The 13,439-nt window shown below is 43.9% G+C and carries 13 protein-coding genes; 5 read left to right on the top strand and 8 right to left on the bottom strand.

Annotated features, from left to right (window positions below; all coding sequences use genetic code 11):
* Nucleotides 1-133: 133 nt before the first annotated feature.
* The 8 genes from R7E00_RS09185 to R7E00_RS09150 form a co-directional block, all read right to left on the bottom strand.
* Nucleotides 134-3,118 (bottom strand): M6 family metalloprotease domain-containing protein, encoded by a 2,985-nt coding sequence (locus R7E00_RS09185; RefSeq protein ID WP_318124427.1) that lies wholly within the window; start codon nucleotides 3,116-3,118, stop codon nucleotides 134-136.
* A gap of 360 nt (nucleotides 3,119-3,478) precedes the next feature.
* Nucleotides 3,479-4,846, bottom strand: coding sequence for a TrkH family potassium uptake protein (locus R7E00_RS09180; RefSeq protein ID WP_203346033.1), 1,368 nt, complete (start codon nucleotides 4,844-4,846; stop codon nucleotides 3,479-3,481).
* Entirely contained in the window at nucleotides 4,843-5,505 is a 663-nt protein-coding gene (locus R7E00_RS09175) for a potassium channel family protein (protein WP_005388291.1), read from the bottom strand. Before R7E00_RS09175 ends, R7E00_RS09180 begins: the two co-directional genes overlap by 4 nt.
* Nucleotides 5,506-5,758: 253 nt before the next feature.
* Nucleotides 5,759-6,967 (bottom strand): DEAD/DEAH box helicase, encoded by a 1,209-nt coding sequence (locus R7E00_RS09170; RefSeq protein ID WP_005382264.1) that lies wholly within the window; start codon nucleotides 6,965-6,967, stop codon nucleotides 5,759-5,761.
* A 99-nt stretch (nucleotides 6,968-7,066) separates the two neighbouring features.
* Complete coding sequence (locus R7E00_RS09165; protein ID WP_080960101.1) at nucleotides 7,067-7,807, bottom strand: transglycosylase SLT domain-containing protein; 741 nt, start codon at nucleotides 7,805-7,807, stop codon at nucleotides 7,067-7,069.
* Between the two features lie 210 nt (nucleotides 7,808-8,017).
* Nucleotides 8,018-9,262: an NAD(P)/FAD-dependent oxidoreductase gene (locus tag R7E00_RS09160; protein ID WP_262606285.1), complete on the bottom strand. Its 1,245-nt coding sequence runs from the start codon at nucleotides 9,260-9,262 to the stop codon at nucleotides 8,018-8,020.
* A 7-nt stretch (nucleotides 9,263-9,269) separates the two neighbouring features.
* A complete protein-coding gene (locus tag R7E00_RS09155; protein WP_182039293.1) occupies nucleotides 9,270-10,337 on the bottom strand; it encodes a class I SAM-dependent methyltransferase in 1,068 nt (355 codons plus the stop codon).
* 27 nt (nucleotides 10,338-10,364) lie between these two features.
* Nucleotides 10,365-10,763 (bottom strand): hypothetical protein, encoded by a 399-nt coding sequence (locus R7E00_RS09150; protein WP_005382272.1) that lies wholly within the window; start codon nucleotides 10,761-10,763, stop codon nucleotides 10,365-10,367.
* Nucleotides 10,764-10,839: 76 nt separating this feature from the next.
* Here R7E00_RS09150 and R7E00_RS09145 point away from each other — a divergent pair, with 76 nt between their 5' ends.
* From R7E00_RS09145 to R7E00_RS09125, 5 genes are read left to right on the top strand one after another with little or no spacing between them, the layout of a single operon-like run.
* Entirely contained in the window at nucleotides 10,840-11,568 is a 729-nt protein-coding gene (locus R7E00_RS09145) for a beta-ketoacyl synthase chain length factor (protein ID WP_017819930.1), read from the top strand.
* Nucleotides 11,565-12,332, top strand: coding sequence for a lysophospholipid acyltransferase family protein (locus R7E00_RS09140; RefSeq protein ID WP_005388305.1), 768 nt, complete (start codon nucleotides 11,565-11,567; stop codon nucleotides 12,330-12,332). The genes R7E00_RS09145 and R7E00_RS09140 overlap by 4 nt, the downstream gene beginning before the upstream one ends.
* 13 nt (nucleotides 12,333-12,345) lie before the next feature.
* Entirely contained in the window at nucleotides 12,346-12,606 is a 261-nt protein-coding gene (locus R7E00_RS09135; RefSeq protein ID WP_005382278.1) for a phosphopantetheine-binding protein, read from the top strand.
* A gap of 15 nt (nucleotides 12,607-12,621) precedes the next feature.
* Nucleotides 12,622-12,879, top strand: coding sequence for an acyl carrier protein (locus R7E00_RS09130; protein WP_025766966.1), 258 nt, complete (start codon nucleotides 12,622-12,624; stop codon nucleotides 12,877-12,879).
* Entirely contained in the window at nucleotides 12,879-13,439 is a 561-nt protein-coding gene (locus tag R7E00_RS09125) for a hypothetical protein (RefSeq protein ID WP_256896796.1), read from the top strand. Before R7E00_RS09130 ends, R7E00_RS09125 begins: the two co-directional genes overlap by 1 nt.

The raw sequence follows: 13,439 nt of genomic DNA, 5'->3' as shown, positions 1-13,439 counted from the left end.
CCGCAGAGTAGAAAAATCGCTTTAAAAATAATGAGAAACACATCTCATAAGATAATGAGAACGAAACCAAAATAAATCAGATAAAAAATAAGCCACCCAATGTGAGTGGCTTATACCGCAATTCAATACCGTTTTAGACGCGACGTCGCCAGCCTAATGTTGCAAGTAACATCAAAGCCCAATAAGAAACACTGCCGCTACCTTCTGAGTTCTTGAATGTCGTTGTCTTCAAAGAAGCAACAACCGTCACGATAACTTCACCCGTAGCAGTGGCACCATGACCGTCTGAAACCGTATATTGCAGCTTGATGCCGTCAGTAGGGCTATCCGGTGCTTGAAAACGGATTTTGCCCTTCTCTACACTCGCACTTCCCACACCCGTTACGTTCTGTACACTTTCTACAACCAGTTTATCGCCGTTCACATCCGAATCATTGCTCGCTGCATCAATCAGAATACTTTCACCAACGGCAACGGTCGCCGTATCTGCAAGCGTAACTGGCGCTGCGTTTTTCATGGTTAAATCGACGGTAGCACTGGACGTTTCATTACTAGGGTCAGTCACGGTTAAACGGAATGTCAGAACCTCACCCGCTTTTGCACCTTGAGGCACCGTAAAGCTTGTGCTAACACTGGTTGCATTGCCAAGAGAAACTGAAGTGCCAGCCAACTGCTCCCATTTATAACTCAACACATCACCATCAGCATCCGTACTATTTAACGCAGACAACGTGACTCGCTGCCCAACCGTCATGTCTTTACTACCAATATCAATCACAGCCACTGGCGCTTCGTTGCTGCCAAGCACTTCCACCTGCACATTCACGATTGAAGATGAGTACGCACCATCAACCGACAACAAACGATATTGGAAAGTGTCCAGACCAACGAAGTTAGCTTCAGGTTGGTACTGGTTACCAGAGATGGTGCCGTGCTCAGGCTTCTGCACAATGTCCACATTGAACTGATACCCTACCGCCATGAAATCATTGTCCATCAGGTTCAGTTTGATTGGCGTATTTTTATTGGTTTGTAACGAATCAGATTTCGCTTCAACCAAGTTGCTCGCATCCACATTTAATAATGCTGCAAACGGAATATAAGAGAACCCGGCTTTTTCTAGACCAAACGTGCCAATCTCACTGTAATCACCAGTCCACATTACAGGTAGGGAGGCTTTTTCAGTTTTTAGCAAGCGGCCGAAGTCAAAGTTTGCATCAAATTGACCGCCTTCCAATTCAACGACCAATAAGTGCTGACCCGCACTCAATTGGCTTGATTGGGGGAATAAAATTCGAGATGACTTTTGGAAGTTACCTTGCTGTAAAAGCTCAGCGTTGTTTTGATTCAATATTAATCGATAGCCAATGTTTCCAGAAAATGGGAATCGCCAAACTCGATAAGTCATGTCACTTTGAGCGCTATCTCTTTGCGCATAAAGTTGAAGGCCATCAAGCTCTGTATCACTATTCAAGTCCAGTGACACCGCCAGAGTGTTACTCCCACTCGCGTACACATAACCTTGGTGAAGAGAGTTCAGCCATGCTGACTTATTTGGTTCGTTTGTATGTTCAAGAGAAAAACTACCACCGTTGGTGTTGCTGGCAATGTTGGAAATACGAACCCCAGTATCAAACCCTGTGATCGTTCTCAGACCCGGGGCCGATGTATCTGAAATGACATCGCCACCATTAGGGTACAAATCGTCAGCGTCACTCCTACCATCATTTTCTAACTCATTCAGACCATCAGCCTGCATGATTTGAACCTGCATCGCGCCAACATCATTAAAGCGGTTCTGGACATTGACCGACGTCGCTAGGATACCTTCAGCCGCCAATGCTCGGTCGTAACCGCTAAAGGTGCGATTTTCCAAGTAAATACGTGGACCAAACTCTTTCAAGTACGGGTCGAGATACACCAGCTTGACATCGTCGTTGTTCACAGAAATAGGCGCTGGACTTTCATGAGTTACCGTTGGTACAACAAAACCAGCAGCGTGTTTGCTCCATGCACTCATGTTCACCGGAGTGTCACCAGCGTATGAATCTCCCGGTTTCTGCGCCCATGAACCGCCACCCATCACGCCCCAAGAGCCGATCGAGGCATCACTGTTCCTTGCGTACAAATCCGGTAAGCCAAGCATTAAGTGGCCAAGCTCGTGTACGATCACGCCCAAGGTCGCTTGATGATCAACTTGATAGTCAGCGAACACACAATAGTCTGTGATCTTTTTACCATCTAGTGTGACATCATCGTGAGAGAATTTGTGCGGCCAAATAGCAGGACGGTTGAGAACCCCTGTTGAACGATCGCCCCCCGCAAAAATAAACATGACAGAGAGTTCTGACGGTTCTACGGTACCATTTTGATTGCTGTCGTAGGCCGAAAGATTAAAGTATGGATCCAGTTTTTGATAAGCCTCGGTGAAAACCGCATTCAACTTGGCGGTGCATGTCTTATCAGTAGAACTAGAGTGACAGTTAGGGTGGCTTTGTGCCACAGTCACATCTATCACACCGTCATTGGCGGTGCCGTAACTCTCAAGTGCAGGAACAACTTTGAATTTACCTTGAGAGTTTTTATCAAAGTAATCCACAACGCTTTGACCATTGGTATTAAATACGCGTTGCTCAAAATCGTGCACCATTGCTTGGTCATCAAACGAAACTTGCACAACCAATAGGGGCTGCTGCTTCACCGTTGAACTGCTCATCGCCTGGTAACCTTGCGCCGGACGCAGTAGGTTTTTTCGTGCCATCGGTTCAATGGTTTTTAGAGAAGATAATTGCGGTTTAACTTGTAAATCCGGGCGAAACCTCGCCGACTCAGGTGGCTCACTCGACTGCGTTTTCACCACACCTGTCGAGATCAATATTGGCGTGTCTGACTCGCGCTGAATCCGCGCGAAAAACCAAACGCCGTCTTCCTGAAGTAAGGCATTGCCCTGCTTATCTTCAAACCAGTGGAAATCTGCCGTTCCACGTAGAATTGCCTCACTGGAACTACCATCGCTCAACGCAATAGTATGCCAAACCGGTGATGGCGGAGTAGTTGCCATGCTCTTCCCTGCAAGAAGCGCAGTTAGCATAGCCATGGCGAGTGTGTTGAATTTCAAAGTACGACTCCATCTTTTCGATTCGTTAATTAATACCAAGCACAACAAACACAAAGTAACCCTATGGGCATAGAGTAAGACTGAGTGACTATTGACGAAGGCTGGTATCAATTCGCTCAGATAACACGACGTAGTTTGGTGTCACACTACAAAAGCGTCGGATTCCAAAACGCTGTTATGAGCGTAGCTTCTGAGAATATAAATTGAGTGAATGAATAGTATCGAAACGAAAGGAAGAAGAAATGAACTTCTACGAATTTATAGGTAAAACTGGGCAACATTCCACATATTCTATAAATGTACGAGCACTGCTATTAATCAATGCTCGTAATGGTCGCGCAGCCATTGTTTAACGCTATATTAACCTGTAAGAACGGCGTCTTCTGGGTATTTGACCAAGGTAGGTTCAGGACGTGCCAACATGTAGGCAAGCGTGAGCGGCCCAATACGACCAATGATCATCACCACGATCATAATGTATTTACCAGGTTCAGAAAGTTCCGCAGTCAAACCGGCGGTGAGCCCCACTGTGGCAAATGCGGAAATGGTTTCAAACATAACTTTATCAAAGCTGGCCTTCTCGGTAAGCATCAATAAAAACATTGCGCTTGTCAGGATGGCTCCGCTCACAACGATAATTGCCAATGACTTAGTCACAGTTTGCCAATTTATGGTTCGCTTAAACATAACCACATGTTTCTTTTGGCGTAAAAAGGTCCACGTAGCCATAAACGCAACAGCAAATGTGGAAACTTTAATACCGCCCCCCGTTGAGGTGGAACCCGCTCCAATTAACATCAGAACAATCATGACCAGTAAGGCTGGCTGGGTAAACAACGCCAAGTCAACACTATTAAACCCTGCCGTTCGAGCACTCGCAGATTGAAAGAATGCCGCCAACCATTGCCCTGTTGCAGGTAAAGACGCCATTGTGTTTGGGTTGCTTCGCTCAAGTAACCAAAACAGCATCGTTCCGACTAAGAGCAATATCGGTGTCGCAATCAGCATGATTTTGGTGTGAAGATGCAAAAAGTGGAAACCTTTGCGCCAGTTTAGCCAGATGTCACCCACAACAGTAAAACCAAGCCCGCCAAAAATGAATAGCCCCGCCAGTGTAAAGATAACCAACGGATCATTCACAAAGCTCATCATACTGTCAGAAAACAGCGCGAACCCAGCGTTGTTAAATGCAGAAATTGCATGAAACAAGGCGTAAAACATACCAGTCTGCCAGCCCATTTCAGGGACCCAGCGGATAGAGAGAAAAATAAACCCGACCGTTTCTGCAACAAGCGCGAAAACAACAATCCGCTTTACTAGTCGGTTTAGATTGACTTGCCGATCTTGCCCTAATGCTTCTTTCGCCAGCGCTTGTTGACGCAAACTCAAACGCACGCCGAACATATAGAGTAAGACCGCCGACAACGTCATCTGCCCCAACCCACCGATTTGCATTAAAAACATCAGCAAGATTTTACCCGCAAGCGTAAAGTGTTGCCCAGTATCGACAACACCAAGCCCTGTCACACTAATAGCGGACGTTGCGGTAAACAAAGCATCCGTTATCGACAGGCCCGTGACAGAAAAAACTGGCAAGGTTAGCAATACCGCAGAAGGCAGTAAAACACCGAGAAAACTGAGCAATATAATTCGCGGTTCGTTGCCTTTCGCTTTCTCTTGTTTACCATCTGGTGCGTAAAAAACACCTTTCTGATGAAAATACGTCATAGCGATTTTAATTTATTTGCGAGCGCATCTTGAGGGCCGACCACAATAATTAGGTCACCAATTTCTAGTGTGGTATTAAGGTCAGGTGCCTTGGTAATTTCTGGGCCCCGTTTAAACCCTAGCACTTGCACGCCATCGACTTTGCACAGAGCCAAATCACTTAGTGTCTTACCCATCCAACGAGAGCCAATCACAAACTCCGTCATAGCTAAGCCACTGCCTAATGGGTGGAACTCAAGAACCCGTTTATCGAGCATTTTACGCGCGACACGTATCCCCATGTCACGCTCAGGCATGATAATGTGGTCTGCGCCAATTTTTTGCAGAACACGAGCTTGGAAGCGGTCGTTGGCTTTAACCCATACTGACTTTACTCCCGCCTCTTTAGCAATCAATGTCGCAAGAATACTGGCATTGACATCCGCTCCGATGGCAATCATCACCATGTCGTAATCATCAAGTTTGAGCTCAGCAACCGTCTCTTCGTGAGTACAGTTAGCCACAACCGCCTGACTAACAAAACTGGCGGCTTCTTTAACTCTGTCTTCGTTGATGTCAACGGCTAAAACTTGAGCGCCTGAATCTTGTAACTCTTTACACACTGCCAAACCAAATCGGCCAAGACCAATAACGGCGAATTGCTTATCACCTGTTTTCATTTGTGCCCCATCTTATTATGCATTCATTAGCAAGCAAAAAAGTTTGCGCCCATTCCTTACCTTGTGCAAACCTGCGGACAGATAATTGACAAAAGCTTAACGCACCTTGATTCACTTTACGTGTTAAGCGTATGACACTGATTAACTTTTTTCCTCATTACCGAATAGAAACCGTCGCGATGGCTACATAATTGGATGCCTTAAAACGCAAAAAGCCGCAAGAATGCGGCTTTTAGATCATGGGATAAACTGGCTATTTTGATTCGCGCTTATCGTGCGGTTTACGTTTATTCTTAGGCACGTAATTTAAAATTGAAATTGGTACTGGCTTTCTTGGCGCAAAACCTTCAATTTCCACTCGCTCTAGCAAGTGCCCTAAACGACTTTCAATCATGCAGAGGTTCTTAAAGTCGTCTTTTGAAACCAGTGATATCGCCTCACCTTTCGCGCCAGCACGACCTGTACGACCAATACGATGTACATACTCATCCGCTGGGTAAGGTAAATCGTAGTTGATGACAACTGGCAGATTATCAATATCAATACCGCGCGCAGCAACGCCGGTTGCGACTAAGTACTGGATTTCACCCGCTTTAAACTTTTCTATTAATTCCTGGCGAACACGCTGATTACGGCCACTGTGGAATGCTTCTGCCACAATGCCACGTTTCTCAAGTTGGCTTACCAGTTTGGCTGCGCCGTGTTTAGTTTCAATAAATACCAGTACTTGCGACCAGTCATTTTCTTTAAGCAAGTGACTTAACAGCGACGACTTCATGTCTTTATCGACGGTCGTGATCCACTGTTTAATATTTGATTTTGAGGCACTGTGCTTTGCAATCGTGATCTCTTCAGGATCAATAATCGCATTTTTCGCCAAGTCACGAACAGGGTTAGATAACGTCGCTGAGAACAGCAAACTTTGCACATGTTCTGGCATACAGTCGACGATTTTGTCGATCGCATCGATGAATCCCATATCCAACATTTTGTCGGCTTCATCAAGCACTAGCATTTCCACTTCATCAAAGTGAATCGCGCGTTGACCGTACAGATCAATCAAGCGCCCAGGCGTGCTTACCACAATATCGACCCCCTCGATCAAGGCTTGTTTTTGTGGTGCATAATCCACACCACCAAACATCGCCATTGAGCGTAATGGTAAGTTTTTACCATAAGCTTCAATACTTTGATGAACCTGAAGCGCAAGTTCGCGTGTTGGCGTTAGGATAATCGCACGAGCGCGTTTTTTACGTTGCGTTTCGCCTCGACTAAGCTTTTCTAAGATTGGCAGAACAAAACTGGCCGTTTTACCTGTGCCCGTTTGCGCTGCTGCAATTAAATTGCGGCCACGCAATACGATTGGAATGGCTTTTTGTTGGATAGAAGTGGGTTTTTCATAACCTAGCGCTTTTACTGCATCAGCAATCGATGCGCTTAAACCAAGCTTAGAAAATGGCATAGAAAGGTCTCAACAGAGGAAATGGGCGCGTAGTGTATCAGAATCCCCGTGAAGTAACAGAAGGATTCATGCGCGAAAAACTAGGAACATGACACAATCTTAGCCCATGAAATTGGGCTGCAAACCTTTTTCTAATTTTTTCCTCACTTTGTAGGAAACATCATTAAGCGTGATTTTCCCCGTTTTGTGGCGGTCGATACCTGCATTCTGTCGATAGGCAATTGAGCCTTGTCTGAACAAAACGAAAGACGGCGGTTTACCAATCGCAGCAGGGTAGAGAATGGCCATGTAAGCATCTTCTAAGCTATTAATTTTATTTCGATAGGGCCAATAGTACGCTTTCACATAGTCAAGTTGTTCAAGCGCGCTCATTCTCGCAAGAGTCTTTGTGTTCACTCCTAATGACTCTGCGGTAGAAGGCATAAATTGAATTAACCCTGTAGCCCCGCTTCCGGAACCATTTTTGATGCTTGGACTGAAAGTTTCAGCAGTTTCAAATGCCATGCACGCCATAAGATGATTAGGATTGATCTTTAGCTCTTTACTAATACGAATGACTTTAGATTTGAACTCTGGAGAAACTTTACCTCCCCACGCGACCGCGTTCTCGGGATCTGCAATCGAAGAGACCGTTGATGCGTCGTGTTCTTCGACAATTTTAGAAAGTAGAGGAAGCGTTTGGCGTAGTCGATGGCTCGAACTCACCAAGCGAATTGATTTGGTAAGAAACTTGTCTTTTTTTTGATGTAGTTTTTGGAACTTTACTAACTTATACAGTTGCTTATAAACCGTTTTCACAACGAAGCCGGATGTAGGGAACACTCCCAGAATGTAATCCATTTCCTACAAATTTAATATAAATATCAGCAACAGGAATCCTAGATGTGATCAATGTCACCATAAAAATTCTCAAATTCGATACACACCGATGTAAGTGGTCAATGTGTCTCCAACACGCTAGAAGTAAAAGTAAAGAGGCATTAAAAAGGTCTTACCAATTTTTTGGTAAGACCTAGGTTTACTGATTCTCGGATAAGCGAATGTATATTCTTACAGTTCAGCTTCCCGAACCAGTTCTGCAAGCGTCGACAAACGCTGCTCACTTTGTTTTACGTAAGGATTATTCGTATCCCAAGCATATCCAGCCAAAATCGCACTAATCATCTGTTTAATACGTGGGTTCGGTTTTTGATAGAAAATCACATCTTGCAACGTGCCGTTGTACCAGCCTTCCACATAAGTGCGGAATGTGTTCACTCCCACCATTAAGCGTTGCGAGTACTCTTCTTGCCAATCAACCTTTTCACCATTCAGCTGACGAACCACGCAGTCCGCTGCAAACTCTGCCGATTTCATGGCGATAGTGACACCCGATGAAAATACAGGATCAAGAAACTCACCTGCATTACCAAGCAACGCGTAGTGCTCTGTCGCTAAACGTTTGACGTTAGCAGAATAGCCACCCAACTCGCCTGCTGGATTCGGGTAATTCGCATTTCGCAACAAAGAAGCCAAACCCGGCTCTTCATTGGCTAACTGCTGCAACGCTGCAATCTTATCTTCTGGGTATTGTTCGAAAAATTCTGGCTCACCCACCACACCAAACGAACAGGTACCATTAGAGAATGGGATTAGCCAGTACCATACGTCGTGATTTTCAGGATGAACTGAAATTAAAATTTTGTTGCGATCGTATTCCGGCTCTTGGGGAGAGATATGATCTTCGATATGGGTAAAGATCGCTTTTCTAGGCGGAAGACAAGAAGGTTCTTCTAGCTCCAACAAGCGTGGCAAAACACGCCCAAAGCCACTTGCATCCAGCACAAAATCTGCTTCGATTTGATAAGCCTTCTTATTTGAGTCGAGCACTTCTAATCGAGACTTTTTCCCTTCAAACACTAGGTTGAGCAGCTCATGCTGATAACGAATCTCTACGCCTTGCTCTTCAGCGCTATCTGCCAATAATTTATCAAAGTTGGCACGTTGAACCTGAAACGTCGTGCCCGGTCCTGGTGTGTATTTGTTTGTAAAGTCGAACTGGGTGTATACGCCATTACGACGAAATGCAGCACCATCTTTATACTGGAAACCAAACTGCTTTACTGCATGAGTCATTCCTGCTTGTTCAACCACTTCCATACATGCAGGGAGTAGGCTTTCTCCTATGGAAAAACGTGGAAAAGTCGCTTTTTCTAAGACAACAACATCTATGCCACGCGATTTTAATAACGCAGAAACGGTTGAACCTGATGGCCCCGCTCCTACGACAACAACTTGCTTGAGCTCTGTTTTCATTCTGAATTTAGTTTGCTTGTAGTTTTAATAAGGTATGACCAAGGCCAATATTGTCGGTTCTTTCAACGACAGATAAACCTGCCGCTTCGACAATTTCTAAGAAATCATCACTGCGATAAAAGCGACTATTACCGTTAGCTAAACAGGTAAAATAAAGAGAAGTGGCATTAAGGCTATAGGAAGCTCCCGCGTATTTTTGAGCATCCCAAAACAGCTCCAATACGTAAATAGTATCTCCCTTCGTTAACTGGGCTTTAACTTTTTTAAGGATATTGAGGATCTCAATTGGGGAAAAGCAATCCAAGAACTGGCTCATCCACCATACGTCAGCGTGTCCAGGCAATGTTTGTGCTTTATCAAGCATGTTTGCAGGGTATGGACGTACACGCTCGACGAACTGGTTTTCTGAAACATTCTTCATCGCTACTTCTAATTGCTGCGGTAAATCAACAATCGTCACTTGAACGTCAAGGTCATGTTTACAACACTGAATCGCCCATTTTCCCGTATTTCCGCCAATATCCACAAGATGCTTTGGCTTGCTTGCAAATACCTCTTTAAGCAGAAGTGGGAACGAGCGATCCGAATAGAAATGATCGAACTTAAACCAGCTCTGTTTGGCTTGTTCTGGTAACGTCGATAGACCTTGATAAATGGTCTCCCAATTGCCCAACTCTTTCAAACCTGACGGTTTACCTTCTTGAATTGCTTCCGTCAAATGCATCATCGCGGCGTAACAAACATCTGCCGTAAAATCCATGTTTGCATTCGTCATACCATCATGAAGAAGGTAAAAACCAAGGTTTGCAAGCGAATAGTTAGGTCGTTCCCATAAAACAATATGCGCACTAATCGCCATATCCAACAGTACTTTAACACCATATTCTGATACTCCCGTTTTCTCGGCAATATCTGTGGCACTCATGCCTTGTGCGCCAGCGCTGTCTAAAGCGGCTAAAATACCTAAATCTCGAAGCGTTCTAGCAGTCTGGAACACGATTGGTGCAAAAGATAACTTCTGAGCTTCTGTCTTCGCCTCAAAAGCATTAAAAGGGTCATTATTTTGATTTAACACGGAAAAACCTAACTGCAATTAATAGTTTTATTGTTGAGATTGATTGCCCAACAATGCAATAGCTCGCTGAATATCAACATTCAAGTTGTTTACCCAACGATTGTAATTGCGGTGGATTTTGCCATCACTTGCTTTGAGATTTACTGAGTTGAGATAAATAATTGAGTAATATTTATTATTGTATGGGATTTTTACTTCTGCAGAGTGTTTACGAACGTGGATTTTTGCAATAAGAACACCAGGGCTTACTTCTTCGATCGTCCAGCCTCGGTTAGTTGCTGATTGCACTATGGCCATTTTTACTTGTTTATTTTGAAGATCATAAGCAACTGGAGTATCCTCCACATTCATTACAGGTTGTACTCGTCCACAACCAACAAGAAGCAAAGTTAATAATAACGAGACATACAGCTTAAAACGCGACATGATAATTTCCTTTTTATTGTGAATTTGGGTCAACCCCAATTTGTATCGAGCTGTAAAATAAACAATTTAACCCAATATGCCAAACTCGAAGATCAACATTTCGTTCAATATTGATGCGTGGACAGCGAATTCATTCGGTTTATCCGAATCCAATGAATGGAAACAATGGGCAACAGAGATAAAATGGCCAGAAGATGGCAAAATCAATGTTGCAAATATTCCTGCGATGATGCGCAGAAGAATGAGCCCACTCAGTAAACTGGCGGTACAAACTGCAATCGAAATGCTTAATCAACATCAAGTTGATTACCTTGTATTTTCAAGCCGTCATGGTGAACTGCATCGCAGCGTCGCACTAGTTGAAGATATAATTAATGGAGAAGAGGCGTCTCCGATGGCTTTTTCTCAATCGGTGCACAATACCGCCGCAGGGCTTGCCACTATCGCAACTAAACAACCCATTCCCCTAACTTCTATCGCTGCGGCAGAAAACACATTCCAAAGCGCAATATTAGAAGCATGGCTGTTTTTGTCCGACAATCCTGACAAAAAAGTACTGCTTGTTGATTTTGATGAGCCTATGCCTGACTCTTATTTAGAATATGAAAACCAACAATACCAAGGGTTTGGACTTGGTTTAATACTTTCTCATGGAGACAAGTTCGCGATACAAAGCTCCATAAACGCAGAACGTTCCGGTCATCCTCTTCCTCAAGGTTTAGTATTTTTGCAACAATACTTGTTAGATAAAAGCCAGTGGACTATTTTCGCTCCGCAACAAGCTTGGGAATGGCACAAAAAATGACTCGCTTAAATCAGTATTGGCGTGTGCTAGCAACAGGCTTTTGTTTTTCAGTATTTGGGTTAGGTGGTTTAGTACTGAGTTTCATTGTTATTCCGACCATTCGTATTTTTGTTTCAGACCAAACGGAACGCGAATATAAAGTTCAGGGTGCGATTCGATATTCATTCAACACATTTTGTAAATTGATGAAGCTAAGTGGCGCAATCGATTATCAAATTATTGGTGCCGATATTCTTCAACAAGATCGTAATTGTTTAATTGTTGCCAACCACCCTAGTTTAATCGATTACGTTCTCATTGCTTCACAATTAAATCGCTGCGACTGTTTAGTAAAATCGGCAATATGGTCGAATCCTTTTATGAAGCACATCGTAAAAGCAGCCGGATATATTCCCAATGAAGCACCGGATGATTTATTAGCACTTTGTGATGAACGATTTAACAAAGGCAACGTGTTGCTTATATTTCCTGAAGGAACAAGAACAACACCAGGTGTAGAGCCGAAATTACAACGCGGTGCAGCACAAATTGCGGTAAGAACAGAACGAGATTTAAGAGTTGTCCATATTACGGTAACGCCAAGTTTCCTCACAAAAGAGAAAAAATGGTATCAAGTACCGGCAACAAAGCCCTTTTTCAGGGTTGAAGTTAAGGATAAAGTTGAGATTACCCCCTTTATAAAGCAAACTACGTCGCCGACAATAGCGGCGCGACGCTTACAACAGCACCTAGCTGAAAACATTTTTCCAGAAAACTTTTATTAATAAGCAGGTCCCAGTGGAACAGTTACACAACGACATTAAGCAACTTATTATTGATGCTTTAAACCTTGAAGATTTAACCGTAGATGATATTGAAACGGATGCACCACTTTTTGGTGATGGACTTGGCTTAGATTCTATCGACGCGCTTGAGCTTGGACTCGCAATAAAAAAACAATACAACATCGTTATTGATGCCGACGACTCAAATACGCGCGAACACTTTGCGTCTGTAGCAAATCTAGCGAAATACGTTTCTTCTCAAACTAATGAATAAGTTGTAGGTATATTCATGACTGATGTAAATAAAGATCAAGTATTTGAACAAGTTAAAGATGCGCTTGTTGAGCTGTTCGAAATTGATGCAGCCGACATTCAATCAGATGCGCACTTATACCAAGATCTCGATCTTGATAGCATTGACGCCGTTGATTTGGTCGTACACCTACAGAATGTCACTGGCAAAAAAATCAAGCCGGCAGAGTTTAGTACAGTAAGAACCGTCGACGATGTGGTTAACGCTGTTACTGAGTTATTGAAGGAAAGTTAATGCGCCAATTGCTGACTGGTCTGTCTGCAATTGTACTGTTTGCCTACCCCTTCGCCGTCTATTTCGGTATAGATAAATTTGGCTTGAACTTAGTTGGGGGCTTGTTAATTGCTGCGTTACTTTTGCGTGTTTTCGTCGCAAATAAGACCCCACTAAAAGAGTTTAAGTTCTTGGCGCTCGTTACGGGCGCTGTTGGCATTGTCCTAATTACGCTTGGCATGGTGTTTAAACAACATGGGTGGCTTCAGTTTTACCCTGTCGTTGTCAATGTATGTATGCTGTGTGTATTTGGACTGAGCTTAAAACAGCCGCAATCGATCATAGAGAGGCTTGCTCGCTTGCAAGAACCCGACCTTCCGGCTAGTGGCGTGACTTACACTCGCAAAGTGACGATGGTTTGGTGCGCCTTTTTTACGCTCAACGCTGCTGTTGCACTCTATACCAGTTTCCTACCAGTAAAAATATGGACGCTTTATAACGGCCTCATCAGCTACTTACTTGCTGGTGGCTTGTTCGCTGGAGAATGGATCGTGCGTCAATTTGTTCGAAAGGAACACTAA

The sequence above is a fragment of the Vibrio sp. Vb1755 genome (genome assembly GCF_033338635.1).
In the GTDB taxonomy this organism is placed as follows: Bacteria; Pseudomonadota; Gammaproteobacteria; order Enterobacterales; family Vibrionaceae; genus Vibrio; species Vibrio alginolyticus.
The sequence above is the reverse complement of the archived record's forward strand: the minus strand, read 5'-3'. Positions and strand labels throughout refer to the sequence as shown.

Excerpts from the sequence above, each read along its gene's own strand:
- R7E00_RS09180 (WP_203346033.1), bottom strand. The coding sequence starts at position 4,846 with ATGACGTATTTTCATCAGAAAGGTGTTTTTTACGCACCAGATGGTAAA.
- R7E00_RS09175 (WP_005388291.1), bottom strand. The coding sequence starts at position 5,505 with ATGAAAACAGGTGATAAGCAATTCGCCGTTATTGGTCTTGGCCGATTT.
- R7E00_RS09170 (WP_005382264.1), bottom strand. The coding sequence starts at position 6,967 with ATGCCATTTTCTAAGCTTGGTTTAAGCGCATCGATTGCTGATGCAGTA.
- R7E00_RS09165 (WP_080960101.1), bottom strand. The coding sequence starts at position 7,807 with ATGGATTACATTCTGGGAGTGTTCCCTACATCCGGCTTCGTTGTGAAA.
- R7E00_RS09160 (WP_262606285.1), bottom strand. The coding sequence starts at position 9,262 with ATGAAAACAGAGCTCAAGCAAGTTGTTGTCGTAGGAGCGGGGCCATCA.
- R7E00_RS09150 (WP_005382272.1), bottom strand. The coding sequence starts at position 10,763 with ATGTCGCGTTTTAAGCTGTATGTCTCGTTATTATTAACTTTGCTTCTT.
- R7E00_RS09145 (WP_017819930.1), top strand. The coding sequence starts at position 10,840 with ATGCCAAACTCGAAGATCAACATTTCGTTCAATATTGATGCGTGGACA.
- R7E00_RS09140 (WP_005388305.1), top strand. The coding sequence starts at position 11,565 with ATGACTCGCTTAAATCAGTATTGGCGTGTGCTAGCAACAGGCTTTTGT.
- R7E00_RS09130 (WP_025766966.1), top strand. The coding sequence starts at position 12,622 with ATGACTGATGTAAATAAAGATCAAGTATTTGAACAAGTTAAAGATGCG.
- R7E00_RS09125 (WP_256896796.1), top strand. The coding sequence starts at position 12,879 with ATGCGCCAATTGCTGACTGGTCTGTCTGCAATTGTACTGTTTGCCTAC.